The organism is Pseudomonas aestiva (assembly GCF_039908605.1).
GTDB classification, from domain to species: Bacteria; Pseudomonadota; Gammaproteobacteria; order Pseudomonadales; family Pseudomonadaceae; genus Chryseomonas; species Chryseomonas aestiva.
In genome coordinates this window covers 4,715,119-4,740,534 of record NZ_CP150916.1, presented here as the reverse complement: position 1 = coordinate 4,740,534, position 25,416 = coordinate 4,715,119, and the positions used below count along the sequence as shown (strand labels likewise).

At 65.5% G+C, this 25,416-nt stretch carries 24 protein-coding genes; 14 read left to right on the top strand and 10 right to left on the bottom strand.

Annotated features, from left to right (window positions below; translation table 11 throughout):
* Positions 1-75: 75 nt before the first annotated feature.
* From dgoD to AABM56_RS21960, 4 genes are all read left to right on the top strand, one after another.
* A complete protein-coding gene (gene dgoD, locus AABM56_RS21975) occupies positions 76-1,224 on the top strand; it encodes a galactonate dehydratase (RefSeq protein ID WP_133860032.1) in 1,149 nt (382 codons plus the stop codon).
* Between the two features lie 473 nt (positions 1,225-1,697).
* On the top strand, positions 1,698-3,023 hold the full coding sequence (locus AABM56_RS21970; protein WP_133860031.1) for an MFS transporter: 1,326 nt from the start codon (positions 1,698-1,700) through the stop codon (positions 3,021-3,023).
* A gap of 104 nt (positions 3,024-3,127) precedes the next feature.
* The gene (locus AABM56_RS21965; protein ID WP_133860030.1) at positions 3,128-4,180 is read left to right on the top strand and encodes an SMP-30/gluconolactonase/LRE family protein; all 1,053 of its coding nucleotides are present in this window, start codon (positions 3,128-3,130) and stop codon (positions 4,178-4,180) included.
* Between the two features lie 109 nt (positions 4,181-4,289).
* A complete protein-coding gene (locus AABM56_RS21960) occupies positions 4,290-5,690 on the top strand; it encodes a sugar porter family MFS transporter (protein ID WP_133860029.1) in 1,401 nt (466 codons plus the stop codon).
* Between the two features lie 44 nt (positions 5,691-5,734).
* Here AABM56_RS21960 and AABM56_RS21955 read toward each other — a convergent pair whose 3' ends face one another.
* Entirely contained in the window at positions 5,735-6,172 is a 438-nt protein-coding gene (locus AABM56_RS21955) for a hypothetical protein (protein ID WP_133860028.1), read from the bottom strand.
* Positions 6,173-6,542: 370 nt separating this feature from the next.
* Between AABM56_RS21955 and AABM56_RS21950 the strand changes: the two genes are divergently transcribed.
* The gene (locus AABM56_RS21950; RefSeq protein ID WP_347884135.1) at positions 6,543-7,655 is read left to right on the top strand and encodes an aldose 1-epimerase family protein; all 1,113 of its coding nucleotides are present in this window, start codon (positions 6,543-6,545) and stop codon (positions 7,653-7,655) included.
* 8 nt (positions 7,656-7,663) lie between these two features.
* Here AABM56_RS21950 and AABM56_RS21945 read toward each other — a convergent pair whose 3' ends face one another.
* Positions 7,664-8,065, bottom strand: coding sequence for an acyl-CoA thioesterase (locus AABM56_RS21945; protein WP_026083995.1), 402 nt, complete (start codon positions 8,063-8,065; stop codon positions 7,664-7,666).
* A gap of 480 nt (positions 8,066-8,545) precedes the next feature.
* Here AABM56_RS21945 and AABM56_RS21940 point away from each other — a divergent pair, with 480 nt between their 5' ends.
* The 5 genes from AABM56_RS21940 (at position 8,546) to gltP (ending at position 14,292) form a co-directional block, all read left to right on the top strand.
* A complete protein-coding gene (locus AABM56_RS21940; protein ID WP_133860027.1) occupies positions 8,546-9,859 on the top strand; it encodes an MFS transporter in 1,314 nt (437 codons plus the stop codon).
* 167 nt (positions 9,860-10,026) lie between these two features.
* Positions 10,027-11,226: a formaldehyde dehydrogenase, glutathione-independent gene (fdhA, locus tag AABM56_RS21935; RefSeq protein WP_133860026.1), complete on the top strand. Its 1,200-nt coding sequence runs from the start codon at positions 10,027-10,029 to the stop codon at positions 11,224-11,226.
* A 144-nt stretch (positions 11,227-11,370) separates the two neighbouring features.
* Positions 11,371-11,733, top strand: coding sequence for a hypothetical protein (locus AABM56_RS21930; RefSeq protein WP_133860025.1), 363 nt, complete (start codon positions 11,371-11,373; stop codon positions 11,731-11,733).
* Positions 11,734-11,800: 67 nt separating this feature from the next.
* Positions 11,801-12,631 (top strand): aldo/keto reductase, encoded by an 831-nt coding sequence (locus AABM56_RS21925; protein ID WP_347883706.1) that lies wholly within the window; start codon positions 11,801-11,803, stop codon positions 12,629-12,631.
* A gap of 311 nt (positions 12,632-12,942) precedes the next feature.
* Positions 12,943-14,292, top strand: a complete 1,350-nt coding sequence (gltP, locus tag AABM56_RS21920; protein WP_133860023.1) for a glutamate/aspartate:proton symporter GltP — start codon at positions 12,943-12,945, stop codon at positions 14,290-14,292.
* 51 nt (positions 14,293-14,343) lie between these two features.
* Here the strand turns inward: gltP and AABM56_RS21915 are convergent, their stop codons facing one another.
* Positions 14,344-15,189: an NAD-dependent epimerase/dehydratase family protein gene (locus tag AABM56_RS21915; protein WP_133860022.1), complete on the bottom strand. Its 846-nt coding sequence runs from the start codon at positions 15,187-15,189 to the stop codon at positions 14,344-14,346.
* A gap of 151 nt (positions 15,190-15,340) precedes the next feature.
* On the opposite strand from AABM56_RS21915, the gene AABM56_RS21910 reads away from it, so the two are divergent.
* The 3 genes from AABM56_RS21910 (at position 15,341) to AABM56_RS21900 (ending at position 19,815) form a co-directional block, all read left to right on the top strand.
* Complete coding sequence (locus AABM56_RS21910) at positions 15,341-16,273, top strand: hydrogen peroxide-inducible genes activator (protein ID WP_133860021.1); 933 nt, start codon at positions 15,341-15,343, stop codon at positions 16,271-16,273.
* Positions 16,270-18,345 carry an ATP-dependent DNA helicase RecG gene (recG, locus tag AABM56_RS21905; protein ID WP_263258648.1) on the top strand — a complete coding sequence of 692 codons (2,076 nt, stop codon included), beginning with the start codon at positions 16,270-16,272 and terminating at the stop codon, positions 18,343-18,345. The genes AABM56_RS21910 and recG overlap by 4 nt, the downstream gene beginning before the upstream one ends.
* Before the next feature lie 75 nt (positions 18,346-18,420).
* Positions 18,421-19,815, top strand: coding sequence for an aminoacyl-tRNA deacylase and HDOD domain-containing protein (locus AABM56_RS21900; RefSeq protein ID WP_133860019.1), 1,395 nt, complete (start codon positions 18,421-18,423; stop codon positions 19,813-19,815).
* A gap of 95 nt (positions 19,816-19,910) precedes the next feature.
* On the opposite strand, the gene rpmG is transcribed toward AABM56_RS21900, so the two are convergent.
* Positions 19,911-20,066 carry a 50S ribosomal protein L33 gene (gene rpmG, locus AABM56_RS21895; RefSeq protein WP_007159904.1) on the bottom strand — a complete coding sequence of 52 codons (156 nt, stop codon included), beginning with the start codon at positions 20,064-20,066 and terminating at the stop codon, positions 19,911-19,913.
* Positions 20,067-20,077: 11 nt separating this feature from the next.
* Positions 20,078-20,314 (bottom strand): 50S ribosomal protein L28, encoded by a 237-nt coding sequence (rpmB, locus tag AABM56_RS21890; RefSeq protein ID WP_007159903.1) that lies wholly within the window; start codon positions 20,312-20,314, stop codon positions 20,078-20,080.
* Positions 20,315-20,705: 391 nt separating this feature from the next.
* Here rpmB and AABM56_RS21885 point away from each other — a divergent pair, with 391 nt between their 5' ends.
* Positions 20,706-22,283, top strand: coding sequence for an ABC transporter substrate-binding protein (locus AABM56_RS21885; protein WP_263258649.1), 1,578 nt, complete (start codon positions 20,706-20,708; stop codon positions 22,281-22,283).
* Positions 22,284-22,334: 51 nt separating this feature from the next.
* On the opposite strand, the gene AABM56_RS21880 is transcribed toward AABM56_RS21885, so the two are convergent.
* The 5 genes from AABM56_RS21880 to AABM56_RS21860 all read right to left on the bottom strand — a co-directional run bounded on the left by AABM56_RS21880 (position 22,335) and on the right by AABM56_RS21860 (position 25,415).
* Positions 22,335-22,664, bottom strand: coding sequence for a Na+/H+ antiporter subunit G (locus tag AABM56_RS21880; protein ID WP_133860017.1), 330 nt, complete (start codon positions 22,662-22,664; stop codon positions 22,335-22,337).
* Positions 22,665-22,835: 171 nt separating this feature from the next.
* A complete protein-coding gene (locus AABM56_RS21875; RefSeq protein ID WP_133860016.1) occupies positions 22,836-23,105 on the bottom strand; it encodes a K+/H+ antiporter subunit F in 270 nt (89 codons plus the stop codon).
* Positions 23,090-23,593, bottom strand: a complete 504-nt coding sequence (locus AABM56_RS21870; protein ID WP_133860015.1) for a Na+/H+ antiporter subunit E — start codon at positions 23,591-23,593, stop codon at positions 23,090-23,092. The genes AABM56_RS21875 and AABM56_RS21870 overlap by 16 nt, the downstream gene beginning before the upstream one ends.
* Complete coding sequence (locus tag AABM56_RS21865; protein ID WP_347883705.1) at positions 23,590-25,089, bottom strand: monovalent cation/H+ antiporter subunit D; 1,500 nt, start codon at positions 25,087-25,089, stop codon at positions 23,590-23,592. The genes AABM56_RS21870 and AABM56_RS21865 overlap by 4 nt, the downstream gene beginning before the upstream one ends.
* Positions 25,086-25,415, bottom strand: a complete 330-nt coding sequence (locus AABM56_RS21860; protein WP_017642337.1) for a Na+/H+ antiporter subunit C — start codon at positions 25,413-25,415, stop codon at positions 25,086-25,088. The genes AABM56_RS21865 and AABM56_RS21860 overlap by 4 nt, the downstream gene beginning before the upstream one ends.
* Between the last annotated feature and the right edge of the window lies 1 nt (position 25,416).

Sequence of the window (25,416 nt, the reverse complement as noted above, 5' to 3'; positions counted from 1 at the left end):
CGCAGCGGCGAACCGCCATGACCGCGAGCTGCTCAATCCCTCGATTCCAATAATTACTGTCGAGATTCCCACACCATGAAGATCACCAAACTCACCACCTATGTCGTCCCGCCGCGCTGGTGCTTTCTCAAGATCGAGACCGACGAGGGCATCCACGGCTGGGGCGAACCCGTGCTGGAAGGCCGCGCCCACAGCGTGGCGGCGGCGGTCGAGGAACTGGCCGACTACCTGATCGGCAAGGACCCGCGCAACATCGAAGACCACTGGACGGTGCTCTATCGCGGCGGCTTCTATCGCGGCGGCGGCATCCACATGAGCGCCCTGGCCGGCATCGACCAGGCTTTGTGGGACATCAAGGGCAAGGCCCTGGGCGTCCCGGTGCACGAATTGCTCGGCGGCCAGGTGCGCGACAGCATCCGCGTCTATTCCTGGATCGGTGGCGACCGCCCGGCGGAGACCGCGGCCCAGGCCCTGGAGCGCCAGGCCAAGGGGTTCACCGCCATCAAGATGAACGCCAGCGAAGAGATGCAGTTCGTCGACACCTACGACAAGGTCGACCAGGTGATCGCCAACGTCGCCGCCATCCGCGACGCCTGCGGACCGCACTTCGGCATCGGCGTGGACTTCCATGGCCGGGTGCACAAGCCCATGGCCAAGGTGCTGGTGAAGGAGCTGGAGCAGTTCCGCCTGATGTTCATCGAGGAGCCGGTGCTCAGCGAGCATCACGAGGCGCTCAAGGAGATCGCCCTGATGAGCAACACGCCCATCGCCCTGGGCGAGCGACTGTATTCGCGCTGGGACTTCAAGCGCATCCTCCAGGAAGGCTACGTCGACATCCTGCAGCCCGATCCGTCCCATGCCGGCGGCATCACCGAGACGCGCAAGATCGCCAACATGGCCGAGGCCTATGACGTGGCCATCGCCCTGCATTGTCCGCTCGGCCCCATCGCCCTGGCGGTCAATCTGCAGCTGGACGCCAACTGCTACAACGCCTTCATCCAGGAGCAGAGCCTGGGCATCCACTACAACCAGGGCAACGACCTGCTGGACTACATCAAGAATCCCGAGGTGTTCAACTACGCCGATGGCCACGTGAAGATCCCCCAGGGACCTGGGCTGGGCGTCGAGGTCAACGAGGAGTTCGTCAAGGAACAGGCCGCCATCGGCCATCGCTGGCGCAATCCGATCTGGCGGCACAAGGACGGCAGTTTCGCCGAGTGGTAAATCTTCGATTCAACGCTGCTGCGCTTGCCGGAGCGGCGTTGAAAGCCGGTTCGAAATGCTCATGCACTCGATGTGCACTCCGCTTGCTCACCGGCTTTCGCCTTGCTCCGCCTGCGCTCGCGACGCGTTGCTTTCGAAGATTGGCGCCGCTGCTCCCTCACCCCAGCCCTCTCCCCAAGGGAGAGGGGGCAAGAGCAGGAGCTACGGCCCCGCCGCTCGCATCCCCTCTCCCTCTGGGAGAGGGCCAGGGTGAGGGAAAAGCAACGCCACTGTTAATGGCCAGACACACCGCTGGCCCCTCACCCCAACCCTCTCCCGAGGGGAGAGGGGGCAAGAGCAGGAGCGCGGGACTCGATCTCCGCACTGACCATCCCCTCTCCCCTTGGGAGAGGGCCAGGGTGAGGGCCGCCGCGGCGCCCTGAACCCCAGACAGCAACAACGCTCGCCACAACGTCAATTACAGGACCCGAGCCATGCCAACCCCTACCCAGGCCTCCCCGGCGGCGGCTACGTCCGCACCGACCCTGGCCAAGCCCAGTCGGGCGCGCTTCTTCATCATGACGCTGCTGTTCGTCACCGTGGTGATCAACTATCTCGACCGCAGCAACCTCTCCATCGCCGCCCCGCACCTGGCCCAGGACCTGGGCATCGAGCCGGTGCACATGGGGCTGATCCTCTCGGCCTTCGGCTGGACCTACGCCGCCATGCAGATCCCCGGCGGCTGGCTGGTGGACAAGGTCGCCCCGCGCATCCTCTACCCGGTGGCCATTGCGCTCTGGTCGCTGGCCACCATCGGCCTAGGTTTTGTCGGCAGCTTCATCGGCCTGATCATCCTGCGTCTCGCCGTGGGCGCCCTGGAGGCACCGGCCTATCCAATCAACAACCGGGTGGTCACCACTTGGTTTCCCGAGCGCGAGCGGGCCACCGCCATCGGCTTCTACACCTCCGGCCAGTTCGTCGGCCTGGCCTTTCTCACCCCGGTGCTGATCTACCTGCAGCAGACCTTTGGCTGGCACATGGTCTTTGTCGTCACCGGTGGCGTCGGCATCCTCTGGGCGGCTGTCTGGTATCTGATCTATCGCGAGCCCAAGGACTTCCGTGGCGCCAATGCCGCCGAGGTCGCGCTGATCCAGGAGGGCGGTGGCTTGGTCGATCTGGAGCAGAAGAATCGCAGCCGCGCCGCCTTCCAGTGGCGTGACCTCTGGAGCGTGCTCAACAAACGCAAGCTCTGGGGCATCTACATCGGGCAGTTCTGCCTCAACTCTACCCTCTGGTTCTTCCTGACCTGGTTCCCCACCTACCTGGTGAAATACCGCGGTATGGACTTCATCAAGGCCGGCTTTCTCGCCTCGCTGCCGTTTCTGGCTGCCTTCCTCGGCGTGATCTGCTCGGGCCTGCTGTCGGACTGGTTGGTCCGCCGCGGCACCTCCGTGGGTCTGGCGCGCAAACTGCCGATCATTGGCGGCCTGCTGATCTCCACCAGCATCGTCGGCGCCAACTTCGTCGACTCGCCCGCCCTGATCATCGCCTGTCTGGCGCTGGCCTTCTTTGGTAACGGCCTGGCCTCCATCACTTGGTCGATGGTTTCGGCCATGGCGCCGGAGCGACTGATCGGCCTCACCGGCGGGATGTTCAACTTCATCGGCAACCTCTCGGCCATCTGCGTGCCCATCGTCATCGGCTTCTTGGTCAAGGACGGCAGTTTCGCCCCGGCCATCGCCTTCATCGGCGTGACCGCGCTGATCGGTGCCCTCTGCTATGGCCTGGTGGTAGGCAAGGTGGAACGTCTGCCCGAATAAGGGCGACTAAAGAAGCGCTCGCAGGAGGCGCCTCCCGTCCTGGATGCGGAGGCGCTCTGCCACCGGCCTTGCCGGACCCATAACGACAACAAAGGAGTCTCCTCATGCCTCTCGCTCGCCGCACCTTTCTTGGCGTGTCCCTGGCCGCCTCGGCCGGTCTGGTCGCCAGTCGCGCCCTGGCCGACGACAAGTTTGGTCTCACCCGCAACTGGGAAGGCAAGCCGCCCATCGTCATGCCCGATCCCGCCTGGGAGATCCACGACCAGGCCTTCAAGGGCCGCCTGGGCAATGCCTTCGTCGAGCGCCTCTGGTCCGGTGGCCTCTGGACCGAAGGGCCGGTGTGGATGGCTGACTGGCGCTGCCTGCTGTTCAGCGACATCCCCAATGCCCGGGTGATGCGCTGGAGCGCCGACGACGGTCACGTCAGCGTCTATGACGACCAGTCCCACAACGCCAACGGCCACACCCGTGATCGCGAGGGCCGGCTGATCAGCTGCGAGCACGACAGCCGCCGCGTCACCCGCCGCGAGTTGAACGGCAGCGTCACGGTGCTGCTCGACCGCTTCGACGGCAAACCACTGAACGCGCCCAACGACGTGGTGGTCGGCGCCGATGGCGCCATCTGGTTCACCGATCCGGGCTACGGCATCCTCGGCGCCTACGAGGGCCACAAGGCCGAATTCGAGCTGCCCACCAACGTCTATCGCATCGATCCCCAGGGCAAGGCCACGGTGGCGGCGGGGGATTTCGGCCGCCCCAACGGCCTGGCCTTCGCGCCTGATGGCAAGCGGCTCTATATCAGCGACACCGCTGGCGGCGGCAATCCCGGCAAGCCCAACCACCTGCGCGCCTTCACGCTGAAGGATGACGGCACTCTGAGTGGTGGCGAGGTGCTGATCGACGCCAAGGAGCAGGGCGTGATCGACGGTTTCCGCGTCGACAGCGACGGCAATCTCTGGTGCAGTTGGGCCGGTTCGGCCGAGCAGAACAGCGTGCGGGTCTTCAATCCGAGCGGTCAGCCGCTGGCCACCCTGCACCTGCCGGAAACCGTCTCCAACGTCGAATTCGGCGGCCTCAAGGGCAATCGTCTGTTCATCACCGGCGGCGGTTCGCTCTATGCCACCTATGTGAACGCCCAGCCCGCGCGGCTCTGGTAAGGGCGTCTCACCGGCCGAACCAAGGGTCGTTAGACAGGTCTGTAACAAGCGGATACGGAACGACCCGCGACAACAAGATCGCCCACAAGGCGAGCGAGGAGCCTCAGTCATGAGCAACACCACTACCAACGCCGATGGTCACGTCACCGAAAAGGCCCAGCCTAAGGCGATCTTCGCCTGCCTGATGGCCGCCCTGGCTGGTCTGATGTTCGGTCTCGACATCGGCGTCATTTCCGGCGCCACCAAATTCATCCAGCAGGAATTCCAGATCTCCGATCAGGTGATCGAATGGATCGTGTCCAGCATGATGGCCGGTGCTGCCCTGGGCGCCCTCGGTGCCGGCTCGCTGTCGGCCAAGCTGGGTCGCAAGAAGTCGCTGATGCTGGGCGCCGTGCTGTTCGTGATCGGCTCGATCCTCTGTGGCCTGGCCACTTCGCCGACCATGCTGATCTTCGCCCGCTTCCTACTCGGCCTGGCCATCGGCATCGCGTCCTTCACCGCGCCGCTGTACCTGGCCGAGGTCGCTCCGGAAAACATCCGCGGCTCAATGATCTCGCTGTACCAGCTGATGATCACCGCCGGCATCCTGATTGCTTTCCTCTCCAACACTGCCTTCAGCTACTACGAAGCCTGGCGCTGGATGCTCGGCATCATCGCCATCCCCGGGGTGCTGTTCCTGATCGGCGTCTTCGCCCTGCCCGACAGCCCGCGCTGGCTGATCATGGCGGGTCGCCGCGAGGAAGCGATCAAGGTCCTGCACCGGCTGCGCGGTGACGAAAAGGTCATCCAGCAAGAGGTCGCCGAGATCGAAGAGCAGCTCAAGGTCCCGCAAAAGGGCTGGTCGCTGTTCAAGGAGAATCCCAACTTCCGCCGCTCGGTGGGCCTGGGCGTGCTCCTGCAGGTGGTGCAGCAGTTCACCGGCATGAACGTGGTGATGTACTACGCGCCGCGCATCTTCGAAGGCATGGGCTACGACACCGCCGCCCAGATGTGGTTTACCGCCGCGGTAGGTCTGACCAACGTGCTGGCCACCTTCATCGCCATCTTCCTGGTCGACAAGTGGGGCCGCAAACCCATCCTCTACACTGGCTTTGTGGTCATGGCCGTGGGTCTGGGCGTGGTCGGCACCATGCTCGGCATGGGCAACCTGAGCCATGGTCAGCAGACCTTTACCGTGATCATGCTGCTGATCTTCATCGTCGGCTTCGCCATGTCGGCCGGTCCGCTGATCTGGACCCTGTGCTCGGAAGTCCAGCCGCTCAAGGGTCGCGACTTCGGTATCGGCTGCTCCACCTTCACCAACTGGATCGCCAACATGATCGTCGGCGCCACCTTCCTGACCATGCTGGGCACCTTGGGGCAGGGCACTACCTTCTGGATCTATGCCGGACTGAACGTGGTGTTCATCTTCCTGGTGTTCCTGCTGGTACCGGAAACCAAGGGTGTCACCCTAGAGCGCATCGAGCGCAATCTGATGCAGGGCAAGCGCTTGCGCGATCTCGGTCAGTAGGTTCGAGCGCACAAGAAAACGCCCGGCAATGCCGGGCGTTTTAGTTAGCGGTCCCAACCTCTATGTCGGTGCTTGGCATGCTTCCAGCCCCTGCCGGGATGGTCGCGATAGCGGCGGTCGTCCCGGCCGCTGTCGCCTAGGTTGTTGCCCAGGGCGCTGCCAGCACCGCCACCCAGGGCGGCGCCAACCAGGCCGCCGGTGCTGCCACCGACACGATTGCCGATCACGTTACCGCCAGCGGCGCCAAGGCCACCGCCAAGGGCGGCCTCGGTACGATTGCGACGGTCCGCGCCCAGTACACCACCTGCTGCACCTCCCACGCCGGCACCGATGGCCGCACCGGTGCTACCGCCGACCTGCTGGCCGACCAGAGTACCGAGCACACCACCTACGGCGCCGCCGAGTCCGGCTTCGGTATTGCCCGCATAAGCTGGGGCAACGCCCGCCAGGGCAAGCAACAAGAACAGGGCTGAAGGTTTCATGGAGTCCACTCCGTGGTAGAGACGAGTCGATCCTCGGCAAAAATCGCTGCCCTGGCAAGTACCGAACGATCGTTTGAATGGTAAAGGTTGTCTTTACCCATTACTTTGATTTCCTTGAACAAACCTATACGGGAATAATAAGTCTCGCGCCGCTGAACGTGTCTGGAACAGGGTCTGCAGCCTGGCCCAGGCTGGTCTAGACTCAAGGCGATCGCGCTGCCAAGGGGACTCCATGATCCGTGCTTGTCTGTTGTCTGTTGTCTGTTGTCTGTTGTCTGTTGTCTGTTGTCTGTTGTCTGGCTGTCTCCTGTTCCTTGCCAGTGCCAGCGCTTCGGCCTGGGAATACACCCTCATCGCTTCCGATAAGCCGGTGCAGAACTGGAGCATCAGCAGCGATCGCCTGGGTCTGCGCGATGGCCTGGCCTTTACCGTCGGCGTGCACCGCCTGAGTGGCGGGCGCCAGGAGGGCTCGGTGCTGATCGAGATCGATACCGGCGCTATGCAACTCACCGTGGTGGCGACCCGCGGCATGAACGTCCTGCGCGCCCAGGCCGGCACCCTGCGACTGGGCTGGGATTCCCCGGTACGCGAGGTGGTCAATCCGGCCTTCGTCAACCTGGAAAGCCGCAATGGCCTGGGCTGGCTGGAAGGCTTCAACGAACTGGTGGCGCGCGCCGGCTTCGAGTGGGTCGGCCATCCGGGCATGGACAGGGGGCAGCTGCTGACCCTGCATGGCCGGGCCAGCTACCTGCCGGCCAGCCAGGTGGTGCTGACCATCGACGAACAGCCACCACACCGCATCAGCCTCAGGGGCGTGCTGCACGAAGAGGCCTTCAAGCAGGCCAACTTCCGCATCGACACCGAACTGGTGACCCAGGCCGGGGCCACCGGCTTCACCCTGCACGACCGCCTGACCAACCAGGGGGCACATACCGCCGAGTACCAGGTGCTCTATCACAGCAACTTCGGTCCGCCGCTGCTCGGCGAGGGCTCCCGGTTCGCCGCTCCGGTGCGGGAGGTGTCACCCTTCGATGCGCGGGCACGCCAGGAGCTGGGGGAATGGCAGGCCTATCGCGCGCCTATGCCGGGCTATGGCGAGACGGTCTACAACCTCTACCCCTGGGGCGACGATCAGGGGCGCAGCCTGGCGGTACTGCACGATCACAGCGCCCACCAGGGCGTGGCGCTGGCCTTCAATGTGCGGGAGCTGCCGGTCTTCACCCTGTGGAAGAACACCGATGCCAAGGCCCAGGGCTATGTCACCGGCCTGGAACCGGGCACCAGCTTTTCCTACAACCGCAGCCAGCAGCGGGCGCTGGGGCTGGTGCCGCGGATCGAAGCCGGCGGCACACGTGACTTCACCCTCGATTATCGGTTGCTGGCCACCGCCGCCGAAGTCCGGCAGGCGCTGGCGCAGGTCGAAGGCATTCGCCACGGACGGCCGACCAAGGTCCGAGAGGCGCCGCTGGCTCAGGAGCCCTAGCGGTCGGGCTAGCGCCGCGCGGGCAACGGCCGGGTGCGACCGCTGCCATCAATGGCGACAAAGACGAACACCGCCTCGGTCACCTTGCTCCATTCGCTGGACAGGGGATCATCGCTCCAGACCTCGATGAGGATCTGGATGGAGCTACGGCCCACCTCCAGGGTGTTGGTATAGAAGGAGAGCTGTGCGCCCACGGGCACCGGCGTCATGAAGGCCATGCGGTCGATGGCCACCGTGGCCACGCGGCCAGCCGCCAGGCGACTGGCCATGGCGCTGCCGGCCAGGTCCATCTGGGCCACCAGCCAGCCGCCGTAGATGTCGCCGAAGCCGTTGGTCTCGCGGGGCAGAGCGGTGATCTGCATGGCCAGGTCGCCCTGGGGGATGGGATCTTCTTGTTCGAGCTCTTCGATCATGACAGGGCCCTCGGGAGCCCGGATAGGTAGGTAACGTTCAGCATCTGCACGCAAGAATGCTGCCAATCTCTCTGGGGAGATCGTTAGGGGGCTACAGTATAACGCCTGGGGCAGGGCGGCTCGACCGCTTTTGCACCAGCATGGAACAGTCATAGCTCGGCAGATGAGCCCTGAATGGGCACTGAATGAATAGCGGAAATTCCTTGCAGATTTGCTATCGTGGAGACCGTGCACGGCCAGGCAATCCAGAGGGTCGTGCACGTCCGATGATCAGGTAATGATCGGTAGACCTGCTGCTGCCGTGCTCCACAAGAGCGCAGGCGGCGCGGTGCAGGTCCGGCGCCCATCCGGCGACCCGCCCGATCCCTGCCAGCCGCCCAGGCGGACGGTCACTCGGGGCCGCGTCTTGTCCGCTACACCCGGAGGGATGCCAGAGGCCGAATTTCCTTTGCGCTCCTCTCTTGTCCGGGATCCTCGATGAAACTGCAATCTGCCTCCGCGCCACTCACGTCGCGCCCTCTGGGCCGCAACGACTATAAGACCCTCTCGCTGTCCGCCCTGGGCGGTGCGCTGGAGTTCTACGACTTCGTCATCTTCGTCTTCTTCGCCGCCGTGGTGGGGAAGCTGTTCTTTCCCGCCGACATGCCCGACTGGCTGCGGCAGATGCAGACCTTCGGCATCTTCGCCGCGGGTTACCTGGCACGCCCGCTGGGCGGCATCATCATGGCCCACTTCGGTGACCTGCTCGGGCGCAAGAAGATGTTCACCCTGAGCATCTTCATGATGGCGCTGCCGACCCTGGGCATGGGCCTGATGCCCACCTACGCCCAGATCGGCGTGGCCGCGCCGATCCTGCTGCTGGTGCTGCGCATCATCCAGGGCGCGGCCATCGGCGGCGAGGTGCCCGGTGCCTGGGTGTTCGTCTCCGAACACGTCCCCGGCAAGCACGTCGGCTATGCCTGCGGCACCCTGACCGCCGGCCTCACCTTCGGCATCCTGCTCGGCTCGCTGATGGCGACCCTGATCAATACCGTCTTCACTCCGCTGGAGGTGACCGACTACGCCTGGCGCTTCCCCTTCATCATCGGCGGTGTCTTCGGCCTGTTCTCGGTCTACCTGCGCCGCTGGCTGCACGAGACGCCGGTGTTCGCCGAACTGGCGATCCACAAGTCGCTGGCCGAGGAAGTGCCGCTCAAGGCGGTGCTGCGCGACCATCGCAGCAGCGTGATCCTGTCCATGCTGCTGACCTGGATGCTCACCGCCGGCATCGTGGTGGTCATCCTCATGACCCCGACCCTGCTGCAGACCCAGTACGGCTTCTCCGCCGCCATGGCGCTCAAGGCCAACAGTCTGGCCATCGTTTTCCTGACCCTAGGCTGCATCGTTTCCGGCGCCCTGTCCGATCGCTTCGGCAGCGGTCCGGTGTTCATCGTCGGCGGCCTGATCCTGGCGCTGGCCAGCTGGTCGCTCTATGCCGGTCTGAAGGTCCATCCGGAATGGCTGTTCCCGCTCTACGCCTTTGCCGGTGCGGCGGTCGGCGTCATCGGCGGCGTGCCGCGGGTGATGGTGCTGGCCTTTCCGCCCAAGGTGCGCTTCTCGGGGCTGTCGTTCTCCTACAACGTTGCCTACGCCATCTTCGGCGGCCTGACGCCCATGGTCGTCACCCTGATGCTCAAGGAGCATCCGCTGGGCCCGGCCTGGTACGTCATGGGGCTGGCCCTGCTGGGCGTGGGTATCGGCTGCTACCTGCTCAGCCGCGAGCGCCGCGCCGCCGCCCTGGCGCCCGCCTGACCCCGACCGTTCACGCCGCCCGCACCGGCGGCGTGAACGGGTTCGCCAGGCCGACCCGCCAGGGCGACCTCGGCATGGCCAAAAACGCCATCCCCACAGACGCCGTGCTTCGCGAGGACTAGGCTCGAACCGCTAGAGCCAGTCCAACAACAACAGCGAGGTGCAACATGTCCGGTAATCGTGGCGTCGTCTATCTGGGCGCGGGCAAGGTCGAGGTGCAGACCATCCCCTACCCGAAGATGGAAACCCCGCAGGGCAAGCGTATCGACCACGGCGTCATCCTGCGCGTGGTCTCCACCAATATCTGTGGTTCCGACCAGCACATGGTGCGTGGCCGGACCACCGCGCCCGAAGGCCTGGTGCTCGGCCACGAGATCACCGGTGAGGTCATCGAAGCGGGCCGTGACGTCGAGACCCTCAAGGTCGGCGATCTGGTTTCGGTGCCCTTCAACGTCGCCTGCGGTCGCTGCCGTACCTGCAAGGAGCAGGACACCGGCGTCTGCCTGACCGTCAATCCCTCGCGCGCCGGCGGTGCCTATGGCTACGTCGACATGGGCGGCTGGGTCGGCGGCCAGGCCGAATACGTGCTGGTCCCCTATGCCGACTTCAACCTGCTCAAGCTGCCGAATCGCGATGCGGCCATGGAAAAGATCCGTGACCTGACCTGCCTGTCCGACATCCTGCCCACCGGCTACCACGGCGCCGTCACCGCCGGCGTCGGCCCGGGCACCAGTGTCTATGTGGCCGGTGCCGGCCCCGTGGGCCTGGCCGCTGCCGCCTCGGCCCGCCTGCTGGGCGCCGCCGTCGTCATCGTCGGCGACGTCAATCCGGTGCGCCTGGCTCACGCCAAGGCCCAGGGCTTCGAGATCGCCGACCTGTCCCTGGATACTCCGCTGCACGAGCAGATCGCCGCGCTGCTGGGCACGCCGGAAGTGGATTGCGCCGTGGATGCCGTCGGCTTCGAAGCCCGTGGCCATGGTCACGAAGGCGCCAAGAGCGAGGCTCCGGCCACGGTGCTGAACTCGCTGATGGGCATCGTGCGGGTGGCCGGCAAGATCGGCATCCCCGGTCTGTACGTCACCGACGATCCGGGCGCGGTCGACGCCGCCGCCAAGCAGGGTGCCCTGAGCATCCGCTTCGGTCTGGGCTGGGCCAAGTCCCACAGCTTCCACACCGGCCAGACCCCGGTGATGAAGTACAACCGCCAGCTGATGCAGGCCATCATGTGGGATCGCATCAAGATCGCCGACATCGTCGGCGTGCAGGTGATCACCCTGGACGAGGCCCCGCGCGGCTACAGCGAGTTCGATGCGGGCGTACCGAAGAAATTCGTCATCGATCCGCACAAGCTGTTCAGCGCGGCCTGACCATCGCGCCGAGGGTTTTGTCCGGGAATGCTGGCCATTTGGCATTCTCGGGCAAAGCCTGCAGTCGTTTGCCACACCAAAGGGTCTACCCTCGCAGCGTCCGATTCGGGCGCTGTTTTTTTTGGTGCTACAGACGAGGCCAGTATGACCCCGCATGTCCTTTCGACCCTTCGCCGTATCCTCCCCTCACTGCTCGTGGCGTCCGTGCTGCTGCTGGGCAGCAACCTGGCCCGTGCCGAGGGCGGTGTGTCCTTTCGCTTTGCCGAAGAAGGGCAGGGCTGGATGCTGCGCGGCCCGGTCGATGTCCTCAAGTGGCCCTTCGTCTATGACCGCAGCCGTGAACGCGTGCGCAACACCCTGGTACGGCTGGACGGCGATACGCAGGTGCGGGTGATCGAGACCCGCTCCTTCCAGCGCTGGAAGCGCATCGAGCTGCAGCAGGATGGCCGTACCGTGCTGGGCTGGGTGGAAAGTTACAGCGTGCCCGAAGCCATGCGCCTCGACTGATCGGGAGCAAAAGGCCACCGCCACCAGTCACACCTCTGGTATCCCACTCATTCCAGAGGAGCGACGCATGTCCGCGATCACCCGTCTTCAGCTCAACGACGGTCACCACATTCCGCAATTCGGTCTGGGGGTCTGGCAGACCGCGGCCGAAGAGACCGCCCAGGTGGTCAAGACGGCCCTCGACCTGGGCTACCGACACATAGATACCGCCGCCATCTACGGCAACGAAGAGGGTGTCGGCAAGGCCATCGCCCAGGCCGGTCTGCCGCGTGACGAGCTGTTCGTCACCACCAAGCTGTGGAATGCCGACCAGGGCTACGACAGCGCCCTGCGCGCCTTCGACACCAGCCTGGCCAAGCTGGGCCTGGAGCATGTCGACCTCTACCTGATCCACTGGCCACTGCCGGAAAAGGGCCTGTTCCTCGACAGCTGGAAGGCGCTGATCGAATTGCGCAACCAGGGTCGGGTGAAGTCCATCGGCGTATCCAACTTCCGTCAGGCCGATATCGAGACCCTGCTGACCGAGACCGGCGTGGTGCCGGTGGTCAACCAGATCGAGTGCCATCCGCTGCTGCAGCAGCAGGAGTTGCGCGACTTCAACACCTACAAGGGCATCGCCACCGAGGCCTGGAGTCCGCTGGCCCAGGGTGGCGAGCTGCTCGGCAGCCCGGTGCTGCAGCAACTGGCCGCCAAGCACGGCAAGACACCGGCCCAGGTGGTGCTGCGCTGGCATATCCAGCTCGGCAATATCATCTTCCCCAAATCCAAGACGCCCAAGCGCATCGAAGAGAACATGCAGATCTTCGACTTCACCCTGGACGACGAGGACCTGCGGCAGATCGCCGGGCTGAATCAGGACAAGCGCCTCGGTCCCGATCCCGCCACCTTCAACGGCTGACGTGCCTGGGGCGCCGCGATGAGCGGCGCCTCTGTATGCCTGGCGTGCAAGGCGCCAGTGCCTGTATGCTGCGCGGCCCTTTCGGGACACCTCATGCCGGATCGGCATAGGGCAGGCGACAGCGGCATTAGACATACCCCGTTACCCTCTGGCAAAAGTGTGACGCCTTGGTGCTCCTCGTCCTTTTCGAGCACCGTTTCCGCAGCCTGAACGCACCCTCCACGTTGGCGTTGCATGCGCTTTGCGCATCACGACCCGGCACGGTGACGTTCGTCCCGAACTCCATCCAAATAGAACAAAGGTGTCGGTACATGACCAAGCCCAAACTCAGCCTCGCGTGGCAGATCCTTATCGGCCTCGTGCTGGGGATCGCCGTCGGCGCACTGCTCAATCACTTCAGCGCCGAGAAGGCCTGGTGGATCTCGAACGTCCTCAAGCCGGCCGGCGACATCTTCATCCGGCTGATCAAGATGATCGTGGTGCCCATCGTCATCGCCACCCTGGTGGTCGGCATCGCCGGCGTCGGCGACTCCAAGAAGCTCGGTCGCATCGGCCTCAAGACCATCCTCTACTTCGAGATCGTCACCACCCTGGCCATCGTCGTCGGCCTGTTCTTCGCCGACAGCGTGCAACCCGGTGCCGGCATCGACATGAGCACCCTGGGCACCACCGACATCTCTCAGTACCAGAAGACCACCGCGGAAGTGCAGCATGACCACGCCTTCATCGCGACCATCCTCAACCTGATCCCGTCCAACGTCTTCGCCGCCGTCGCCCGTGGCGAGATGCTGCCGATCATCTTCTTCGCGGTGATGTTCGGCCTGGGCCTGGGCGCCCTGCCGGAAGCCACCCGCGAGCCGGTGGTGCGCGTCTTCCAAGGCATTTCCGAGGCCATGTTCAAGGTCACCCACATGATCATGAACTACGCCCCCATCGGCGTCTTCGCACTGATCGCGGTGACCGTGGCCAACTTCGGCTTCGCCTCCCTGCTGCCGCTGGCCAAGCTGGTGGTGCTGGTCTACGTCGCCATCGGCTTCTTCGCCCTCGGCGTGCTGGGTCTGGTGGCCAAGCTGTTCGGCTTCTCGATCTTCCGCATCATCCGCATCCTCAAGGACGAGCTGATCCTGGCCTATTCCACCGCCAGTTCGGAAACCGTGCTGCCGCGCATCATCGAGAAGATGGAGGCCTATGGCGCGCCCAAGGCCATCACCAGCTTCGTGGTGCCCACCGGCTACTCCTTCAACCTCGACGGCTCCACCCTCTACCAGAGCATCGCGGCGCTGTTCATCGCCCAGCTCTATGGCATCGACCTGTCGCTGAGCCAGCAACTGCTGCTGGTGCTGACCCTGATGGTCACCTCCAAGGGCATCGCCGGCGTACCGGGCGTCTCCTTCGTGGTGCTCCTGGCCACCTTGGGCAGCGTTGGCATCCCGCTGGAAGGCCTGGCCTTCATCGCCGGGGTGGATCGAATCATGGACATGGCGCGCACCGCCCTGAACGTGATCGGCAACGCCCTGGCTGCGCTGGTCATCGCCAAGTGGGAGGGCCTCTACGACGCCGAGAAGGGCGCCGCCTACTGGGCAGCCCTGCCGCACCTGAAGAGCACCGCCAAGGTCGAGGAGCGTCCTCAGGCCACCCGCGGTGAAGCCCTGCGTGATTGAGTGGCTAGCTAGCTGAGAACGGAGCCCGGCCTTGTGCCGGGCTCCGTCGTTTCAGCGGTCGAGAATGGCCGCGTAGCCTTCGCGATAGCTGGGGTAGCGGGGCGTCCAGCCCAGCGCCCGGGCGCGGGCGTTGCTGCACCTCTTGCTGCCGGCGCGGCGCAGCTGGGCTTCGTCGGACCAGAAGGTGATGCCCAGGCGCGCCCGCAGCCAGTCCACCACCTCGTCCAGCGGCGCCGGATCGTCGTCCACGCCCAGATAGAGAGCGTCCAGGGCGACGCCTTCGCGATCCCGCTGCAGCAGCAGCGCCAGCAGGCCGGCGGCGTCCTCGACGTGGATGCGATTGCCATACAACGGCGGTTCGCGGGTCACCCGGGAGCCCTCGCGCACCTGGCGCAGCAGCGCCTCGCGGCCCGGGCCATAAATGCCGGTCAGGCGGACCACGCTGGCGGGCAGGCCGCTGCCCAGCGCCAAATCCTCCGCCTCGCGCAGGATGCGCCCGGAAAAGCGCTCGGGTTCGGCGGGGGCGGTCTCGTCGACCCAGGCGCCATCGCCCTGGGCATAGACGCCGCTGCTGGAGACGAACAGCAGGCGTTGCGGATGCTGGTCGCAGGCGGCCAGCCAACCCAGCAGGTGGCGCAGGCCATCGACATAGGCGGCGCGATAGCCGGCTTCGTCATGGTGGGTCGCGGCGGTGGCATAGACCACCTGGTCAAGGGGCTCCCGCGGCCAGGCGGCCGGTGGCGTGGGGGAGGCCAGATCGCCCGCGACCGGCAGCAACTCGGCGGGGAGGGCGGCGACGTTGCGTCTGAGGCCGAAGACGCGATGGCCCTGGGCGACCAGTTGCAGACCAAGACGGCTGCCGACATCGCCGCAACCGGCGATCAGGATGGTGCTCATCGGTGTTTCCTTCTGCAAAGGCCTGGACAGACGGCCAGGGTAGCCTGCGCCCGGCTGTGGTCCAACCCGGGAGAACAGGCAGCTGCCCGTCGCGCTTGGCCGTTGATAGAGACAGCCGCTAAGATTGGCCGGCACCCCATGGAATTTGACTATGACCCTGACTGAACTGCGCTATATCGTCACGCTCGCCCAGGAACAGCACTTTGGCCGAGCTGCCGAGCGTTGCCACGTCAGCCAGCCGACGCTGTCGGTGGGCGTCAAGAAGCTCGAGGACGAGCTGGGCATTCTGATCTTCGAGCGCAGCAAGAGTGCCGTGCGTCTCACCCCCACCGGCGAGGGCATCGTCGCCCAGGCGCAGAAGGTGCTGGAGCAGGCCCAGGGTATCCGCGAACTGGCCCAGGCCGGCAAGAACCAGCTCACCGCGCCGCTGAAGATCGGCGCCATCTATACCATCGGGCCCTATCTCTTTCCGCACCTCATCCCGCAGCTCAACCGCGTGGCGCCGGAGATGCCGCTGTACATCGAGGAAAACTTCACCCACCTGCTGCGCGACAAGCTGCGCACCGGTGAGCTGGATGCCGTCATTCTCGCCCTGCCGTTCAACGAGCCGGACGTCCTGACCCTGCCGCTGTACGACGAGCCCTTCTACGTGATGATGCCGGCGCGGCACCCCTGGACCAAGCTCAAGACCATTCCGCAGAACCAGCTGAGCGACAAGAGCCTGCTGCTGCTGGGCGAAGGCCACTGCTTCCGCGACCAGGTCCTGGAAGCCTGTCCGACCGTGCGCAAGCACGAGGAAAACAAGAATTCCACGGTGGAGTCGTCTTCGCTGGAAACCATTCGCCACATGGTGGCCTCGGGCCTGGGTGTCTCGGTGTTGCCGTTCTCGGCGGTGGAGAGTCATCACTATGCGCCGGGGATCATCGAGGTACGGCCCTTCGAGCGGCCGGTGCCCTACCGCACCGTGGCCATCGCCTGGCGCGCCAGCTTTCCGCGGCCCAAGGCCATCGAGGTGCTGGCCGACTCGGTCCGCCTGTGCTCGGTGGCACGGCCTGAAGCCAAGGGCGTCGTGCAGCCAGCATGAGTGAACTGGCCGCGACGCCGGTCACCGCCCTCAAGGGGGTCGGCGCCGCTCTGCAGGAGAAACTCGCGCGGGTCGGCCTGGAAACCCTGCAGGACGTGCTCTTCCACCTGCCGCTGCGCTACCAGGACCGCACCCGCATCGTGCCCATCGGCGCCCTGCGGCCCGGCCAGGACGCCGTGGTGGAGGGCATGGTCGCCTCCGCCGAGGTGCTCATGGGCCGTCGGCGCAGCCTGCTGGTGCGCTTGCAGGACGGCAGCGGCACCCTGTCGCTGAGATTCTTCCACTTCAGCCAGGCGCAAAAGGACGGCCTCAAGCGCGGCACCCTGCTGCGCTGCTATGGCGAGGTGCGCCCCGGCGCCTCGGGCCTGGAGATCTACCACCCCGAATACCGCGCCCAGGACGAGAACGCCCCGGCGCCGGTCGAGCAGACGCTGACGCCCATCTACCCGACCACCGAAGGCCTCACCCAGCTGCGCCTGCGCCAGCTCAGCGCCCAGACGCTGGAGCGGCTCGGGCCCGAATCCCTGCCCGACTGGCTGCCGCCGGAGATGGCCGAGCACTATCGCCTGGGACCGCTGGCCGATGCCCTGCGCTATCTGCACCGACCGCCGCCGGATGCGGACCTGGAAGAGTTGGCCGAGGGTCGCCACTGGGCCCAGGAACGGTTGGTCTTCGAAGAATTGCTGACCCACCAGCTGTCCCTGCAGCGCCTGCGCGAAACCCTGCGCGCCCAGCGCGCGGTGCCCCTGCCGGCCGCTCGCCGGCTGCCGCAGCTGTATCTGGACAACCTCGGCTTCACCCCCACCGGTGCCCAGCAGCGCGTCGGCCGCGAGATCGCCCATGACCTGGCTCAGCCCGAGCCCATGCTGCGGCTGGTGCAGGGCGACGTGGGCGCGGGCAAGACGGTGGTCGCCGCACTGGCCGCCCTGCAGGCTATAGAGGCCGGCTACCAGGTGGCGCTGATGGCGCCCACCGAGATCCTCGCCGAGCAGCACTTCCTCAACTTCCAGCGCTGGTTCGCCGCTCTGGACATCGAGGTGGCCTGGCTGGCCGGCAAGCTCAAGGGCAAGGCCCGTGCCAGCTCCCTGGAGCGCATCGCCGCCGGGGCGCCCATGGTGGTGGGCACCCATGCGCTGTTCCAGGACGAGGTACGCTTCGCCCGCCTGGCCCTGGTGGTGATCGACGAACAGCACCGCTTCGGCGTGCAGCAGCGCCTGGCCCTGCGCCAGAAGGGCGTCGACGGCCGCCTGGCGCCGCACCAGCTGATCATGACCGCCACCCCCATCCCGCGCACCCTGGCCATGAGCGCCTATGCCGACCTGGACACCTCGGTGCTGGACGAACTGCCGCCGGGACGAACGCCGGTCAATACCGTGAGCGTCACCGACAGCCGTCGCGAGGAGGTGGTGGAGCGGGTCCGCGCCGCCTGTCACGAAGGGCGCCAGGCCTACTGGGTCTGCACCCTGATCGAGGAATCCGAGGAACTCACCTGCCAGGCGGCCGAGACCACCTACGAAGAATTGCAGCTGGCCCTGGCCGAATTGCACGTCGGGCTGATCCACGGGCGCATGAAGCCGGCGGAAAAGGCCGCGGTAATGGCCGAGTTCAAGGCCGGCAATCTGCAACTGCTGGTGGCCACCACGGTGATCGAGGTCGGGGTGGATGTGCCCAATGCCAGTCTGATGATCATCGAGAATCCCGAACGCCTGGGTCTGGCCCAGCTGCACCAGTTGCGCGGGCGCGTCGGACGGGGTAGCGCCGTGAGCTATTGCGTGCTGCTGTTCCATCCGCCGCTGTCGCAGATCGGTCGCGAGCGGCTGGCTATCATGCGCGAGACCAACGACGGCTTCATTATCGCCGAGAAGGACCTGGAATTGCGCGGCCCGGGCGAGATGCTGGGGACCCGCCAGACCGGTCTGCTGCAGTTCAAGGTGGCCGACCTGATGCGCGACGCCCACTGGCTGCCGGCGGTCCGGGATGCCGCCCAGGAATTGCTGGCGCGCTGGCCGAGTCATGCCGGTCCGCTGCTGGAGCGCTGGTTGCGCCACGGGCAGCAATACGGCCAGGTTTGACAAAGCTTATACAGACGACGCTACCTGCGGAGCCGAATGGTTATACTCCAGGGTGTACGTGAGGAAGAAAATGCCATGACCGATGTAGCGCTCGCTTCGCCCCTCCCTGAAGTCCCCCCTTCGATCCAGCAGTTGCTTGCCCAGTTGAACCTGGCCTACCGACCCACCCCGGCGACGACGCGCCAGCCGCAGGCGAATCGGGTGCATACGGTGCTCCTGAGCGACAGCGTCGGCATGCTGCTGGTGCTGCTGCCCGAGGATCAGTTGCTGGATCTGCGCCGGCTGGTGGAATTCACCGGGCGGCAGCTGGCGGTGGTGGCGCCGGAGCGGCTGATGCGCACCCTCGAGCGCTACGAACTGGATGTCCTGCCGGGGCTGCCGTCGCTGACCAATTCCCCCTGCCTGTATGACGAGCGCCTGCTGGATGCGCCCCGGCTGCTGCTGGAATCCGGTGAGCGCTCGCTGCTACTGGAAGTTGAAACATCTGACTATAGGCGCCTGCTGAATCAGGCCACCGCCGGCAGCTTCGGCATCCCGGCGGCCGGTATCCAGCCCAATCTGCGGCAACCGGAGCGCGACGAGGCGGAAATTCTCCATGCCGCCACCGCCTTCACCGCGCGACGCATCCGCCAGCGCCTGGAAGAGACGCTGGAAATCCCGCCACTGTCCAAGACCGCGGAAAAGGTCATCAAGCTGCGGGTCGACCCCGACGCCACGGTGGACGACCTGGCCAATGTGGTGGAGACCGATCCGGCGCTGGCGGCCCAGGTGATCAGCTGGGCCGCCTCGCCCTACTATGCCGCGCCTGGCAAGATCCGCTCGGTGGAAGATGCCATCGTGCGGGTGCTGGGCTTCGACCTAGTGATCAACCTGGCCCTGGGCCTGGCCCTGGGCAAGACCCTGAGCCTGCCCAGCGACCAGGCACAGAACGAGACGCCCTACTGGAAGCAGGCCATCTACACCGCCGCCCTGATCGAGGGCCTGGCGCGCGCCATGCCGCGTGCGGAGCGACCGGAGATGGGCCTGGCCTATCTCGGCGGCCTGCTGCACAACTTCGGCTATCTGGTGCTGGCCCACGTCTTTCCGCCGCACTTCTCGCTGATCTGCCGCCATCTGGAGGCCAACCGCCAGCTCGATCACCAGGTGGTCGAGCACCACCTGCTGGGCATCACCCGCGAGCAGATCGGCGCGGCCCTGATGCGCTGCTGGGAGATGCCCGAAGAGGTGGTGACGGCGCTGCGCTTCCAGGGCGATCCGGGCTACCAGGGCGAGCAGGCGGTCTATCCCAACCTGATCTTCCTCGCCGTGCAGCTGCTGCGTGCCGAGGGCATCGGCAACGGCCCGGCCCAGCCGATTCCCGACGAGCTCTATGCGCGCCTGAGCATCGATCCGACCAAGGCGCGGGAATGCATGCAGAAGATCCTTGGCGCCGAAGCCGCCCTGCGCGAGCTGACCGGCCAGTTCAAGTAAGCCGCTGATCGGGCCTCGGCGGCGCCCGCCGCCGGGCCAGACGCCAGACAACAAAAAACCCGCCGAGGCGGGTTTCCTGTTCAAGGGGCGATCAATTACTTGATCTTGCCTTCCTTGTACATGACATGCTTGCGCACGACCGGATCGAATTTCTTGATTTCGATCTTTTCGGGCTTGGTGCGCTTGTTCTTGTCAGTGGTGTAGAAGTGGCCGGTACCGGCACTGGAAATCAAACGGATCAATTCACGCATGACGAATCCCCTTAGAATTTTTCGCCGCGGCTACGCAGCTCGGACAGTACGGTTTCGATACCGCGCTTGTCGATGATACGCATGCCCTTGGCAGAAACGCGCAGACGCACGAAGCGCTTCTCGGATTCTACCCAGAAACGGTGGTGCTGCAGATTCGGCAGGAAACGACGACGGGTTTTGTTGTTAGCGTGGGAAACGTTGTTCCCAGTAATCGGACCCTTACCGGTTACTTGGCAAACTCTCGACATGGCTCAGCCCTCATAAACCTCATGCCAAACCCGGCATGGGTTGGCCGCTTGTAACTGTATTGATTCCTGTTTTGACGGGGAGAGCCGGCAAATGCCGGGGACCTGAAGCGGCCATACCCCGAAAAAAGAGCGCTGTTTTATACCAGAAGTACTCTGGCATAACAAGGTAGGGCGACGGATGAAATGCCCGCGCACCGGGCGCTATGCGAGCCCGGCCGGAATGCCAACCGTTCGTCGGTCAGAAGCATTGTGACGGACGGACGGGTGGTCTAGTTTAGAGCGACTGCCATTTTCAATCCACGTCCGTCAGACGACCGCCCGCGGCGCCCGTCAGCCGTTGCCAGCCACCTGGGCGCCGTCTGCCCACTTCGGATCCACAAGGAATCGTTCTATGCGTCTCGCCGCCTTGCCTCTGCTCTTCGCGCCCCTGCTGGCGCAGGCCGCCACGCTCAGCGTCTGTACCGAAGCCAGTCCGGATGGATTCGACGTGGTGCAGTACAACTCCCTGACCACCACCAATGCCTCGGCCGACGTGCTGATGAATCGCCTGGTGGAATACGACGCCAGCGAAGCCAAGCTGGTGCCGAGCCTGGCGCAGAGCTGGACGGTATCGAGCGACGGCCTGACCTATGATTTCGCCCTGCGGCCGGACGTGAAGTTTCACCACACCGACTACTTCACCCCCAGCCGTACCCTGACCGCCGACGACGTGGTGTTCAGCTTCCAGCGCATGCTGGACAAGGATCACCCCTGGCACGCGGTGGCCAAGAGCGGCTATCCCCATGCCCAGTCGATGCAGTGGCCCAAGCTGATCAAGAGCGTGGAAAAGACCAGTGACCTTGGCGTGCGCATCGTGCTCAACAGCCCGGACGCCACCTTCCTGCCGACCCTGAGCATGGGCTTCGCCTCCATCTATTCCGCCGAATACGCCGAGCAGTTGCTCAAGGCCGGCAAGACCGCCCAACTCAATGACGAACCCATAGGCACCGGTCCCTTCGTCTTCAAGCGCTACCAGAAGGATGCCGCGGTGCGCTACGCGGCCAATCCGGACTACTTTGCCGGCAAGCCCAAGCTGGATGGGCTGATCTATGCCATCACCCCGGATTCGGCGGTGCGCCTGCAGCGACTCAAGCGCGGCGAGTGCCAGATTGCCCTGTCGCCCAAGCCCCAGGATCTGCAGAGCGCCCAGGAGGACAAGAGCCTGCAGGTGCTGCAGACGCCGGCCTTCATGACCGCCTTCGTCGGCATCAACACCAGCCATCCGCCGCTGGACAACATCAAGGTGCGCCAGGCCATCAACCTGGCGTTCGACAAGCAGAGCTATCTGAAGGCGGTGTTCCAGGACACCGCGGTGGCCGCCGACAACGTCTATCCGCCCACCACCTGGGGCTATGCCAAGGACGTGCCGGCCTACCCCTATGACCCGGCCAAGGCCAAGACGCTGCTGGCCCAGGCGGGCCTCAAGGACGGCTTCAAGACCACCATCTGGACGCGCCCCAGCGGCAGCCTGCTCAATCCCAATCCGCAACTGGGTGCCCAGATGCTGCAAGCCGACCTGAAGAAGATCGGCGTCGATGCGCAGATCCAGGTGATCGAGTGGGGTGAACTGATCCGCCGCGCCAAGACCGGCGAGCACGACCTGCTGTTCATGGGCTGGGCCGGCGACAACGGTGATCCGGACAACTACCTGACGCCGCAATTCTCCTGCGCCTCGGTACAGTCGGGGCTGAATTTCGCCCGTTATTGCGACAAGACCCTGGATGGCGCCATCAGCAAGGGCAAGACCCTGTCCGACCAGATGGCACGCGCCACGGTGTATCACCAGGCGCAGCGCATCATCCACGACCAGGCGCTGTGGCTGCCGCTGGCGCACCCGACGGTGACGGTACTGGCGAATAAAGGCGTCGAGGGCTACCAGCCCAATCCCTTCGGCCGCCAGGACTTCAGCAAGGTCAGCGGCGGTCGCTAGGACCGCCTGTAGCCCGACCGCCCGGGCGCGATGAGCGGGCCGTAGCCAGACCTAGCGCCAGGGCCGGCCGTCGGTACGCTCGACCTGCCTGACCTTCTGCTGGATGGCGGCGCGCGCCAGCATGTGGGCGCTGACCGGCGCGGTGATGAAGATGAACAGGGCGATCAGCAGTTCGTGCAGGCTGAGGCCCTCGCCCTGGACGCTGAAGAACAGCATCGAGGCGACGATGGTGCTGCCCACGCCCAGGGTGGTGGCCTTGGTCGGACCGTGCAGGCGCATGAAGAAGTCCGGCAGCCGGTACAGGCCAATGGCGCCGATAAGGGCGAAGCTGCTGCCGATGAGCAGCAGGGCGCAGATCAGGAGTTCGAGCCAGAAGGGCATGGATTTTCCTCTCTAGAAGCTGTTCATGATCTTGCGAGCTAGAGCCAAGCAAGGCGAAAAGACTTGAGGAAGCGGATCGGACTCGCGCCCGAGTTTACGAATGGTAAATGAGCATTCCGAAAGTCTTTTCAACGCCGCTTGGCTGACGCGCAGCTGATCAGGGATAGGTTCTCAGTCGATGATTTCGCCATGCAGCATGTGCTTGCCCAGCGCCACGGTGCCGACGAAGCCGGTCACGGCGATGAGCAGCGCCGCTTCGAAGAAGACGTCGGTGGCCAGCCAGATGCCGAACAGGATGATGATCGCCAGGACATTGATATAGAGCGTATCCAGCGCCAGCACCCGATCCGGGATGTCCGGTCCCTTCACCAGGCGATAGACGTTGAGCACGGCGGCTACGCCCATCATCCCCATACACAGCAGGGTCACGTAGGTGAGCATTCGAAGATCTCCTTGAGCGGGGCTTCATAGCGCGTCTTGACCTGGCGGATCACCTCGTCCTTGTCCGCGACATCGAGACCGTGCAGCAGCAGGGTCTTGCGATCGCCGCTGAGGCCGGACGAAACGGTGCCGGGGGTGAGGGACACCACGCAGGCGAGCAGGGTGAGCAGGAATTCGTCCTCGATGTCGATGGGGACCTCGATGAACGCCGGCTTGAGCGCCTCGGTCCGGCCCAGCACCAGTCGCGCGACGTGCAGATTGGCGACGATGATGTCGTACAGCACCATCAGCATGTAGCGCAGCAGGAGCAGGGGACGGCGCAAGCGAGGGGCGTGCAGCAGGAAGTCCTGGCAGAGCAACGGGATGCCCCAGCCGAGCAGCAGGCCCAGCAGCAGCTGGCCGGGACTCAGGCTGTTGTTGAGCAGCAGCCAGGTCAGGGTCAGCAGGACGGTGAGCAGCGGGTGTGGCAGCAGGCGCCAGCGCTTCATGGGCCAACCCCCCGGACGATGTCGAAGTAGGGTGCGACGTCCAGCAGTTGCCGGGCGGTCTCTAGGACATAGCCATGCAGCGGCGACGCCAGCGCCATCAGCAGCGGGCTGCCCAGCAGCAGGCCGAGGGTGGCGGCGAGCTGGACGGGATCGAGGCGCACCTCCAGGGTCGCGCCCTTGCCGCGCCAGAACAGCGTGGTCCCGGCACGAGACAGGGCGATGAGCATGCCCAGCCCGCCGAGCAGCACCACCGGCCAGATGATCAGTGCCGGCCAGGCGGTACCGGTGGCCTGCAAAAGCATCACCTTGCCGAGAAAGCCGGGGAAGGGCGGCAGGCCGGCAACGGAGATCGCCCCGAGAAAGAACAGGCCGCCGAGCAACCGTGGGTGACGCAACGGCGGACCGCTCTTGAGCAGGTCGCCTTGCCCGCCACGCTGCTGGGCGATGAGATCCGCCAGCAGGAACAGGGCGCCGGCGATCCAGGTGCTGTGGACCAGATAGAACAGCGTGGCGGCCAGGCCGGAGACGCTGCCCAGGGCCACGCCGGTCAGCAGCATCCCCACCGAGATGACCACCAGGTAGCCGAGCAGGGCCTTGAGATGGTGGGCGGCCAGGGCACCGAATACCCCGGCGGCCAGGGTGATCGCCGCCAGTGGCCAGAGCCAGGGCAGCACGTAGTGGGCCAGGGGCCCGGCGGCCGCGCCGAACACCAGCAGGAAGACGCGGACGATGGCGTAGAGCCCGACCTTGGTCATGATGGCGAACAGGGCGGCGACCGGCGCACTGGCCGCCGAATAGGCGCTGGGCAGCCAGAAGTACAGCGGCAGGATGGCGCCCTTGAGGCCGAATACCACCAGCAGCAGGAAGCCCGCGGCGGCCAACAGGGGCGCGCGCTCGGGGTCGGCGCTGGCGACCCTCAGGCCGAGGTCGGCCAGGTTCAGGGTACCGAGCAGGCCGTAGAGCAGGCCGATGCCGATCAGGAACAGCGCCGAGCCCACCAGGTTGAGCACCACGTAGTGCAGGCCGGCGCGTACCCGCGCGGGGCCGGCGCCGTGCACCAGCAGGGCATAGGAAGCGATCAGCAGGATCTCGAAGAAGACGAAGAGATTGAACAGGTCGCCGGTGAGGAAGGCGCCGTTGATACCCAGCAACTGGAACTGGAACAGCGCGTGGAAATCCGGACCGCGCGCGTCGTCGCCGCGGCAGGCGTAGAGCGCCGCGCCCGCGGCCAGTACGGCCACGGTAGCCAGCATCAGCGCGGCCAGGCGATCCAGCAGCAGGACGATGCCGAAGGGCGCCGGCCAGTCGCCGAGGGCATAGACCTCCAGTTGGCCGCTGCCGGCCCGCTGCAGGAGCAGCAGCGCCAGTGGCAGCAGGGTCGCGGTGGCGAGCAGCGATAGCCGGCGCGCGGTACGGGCGGACAGCCGCGGGCGCATGAGCAGGAGGGCGCCCATGAACAGCGGCACGAGGATCGGCAGGATGATCAGGTGCTTCATCGGCGCGGCTCCTCGCCATCCACGTGGTCGGTGCGCAATTCGCCCAGGGCACGCAGCGACAGGGCGACCACGAAGGCGGTCATGGCGAAGCCGATGACGATGGCGGTGAGCACCAGCGCCTGGGGCACCGGATCGGCCTGCTCGGCGGCCTTGCCGATCACCGCCGGCACGCCGGTGCGCAAGCGGCCCATGGCGAACAGGAAGAGGTTGACCGCGTAGGAGAGCAGGGTGAGGCCGAGCACCACCGGATAGAGGCGCGCCCTGAGCAGCAGGTACACGCCGCTGGCGGTGAGCACCCCGAGGGCCGTGCAGAACAGGATCTCCATG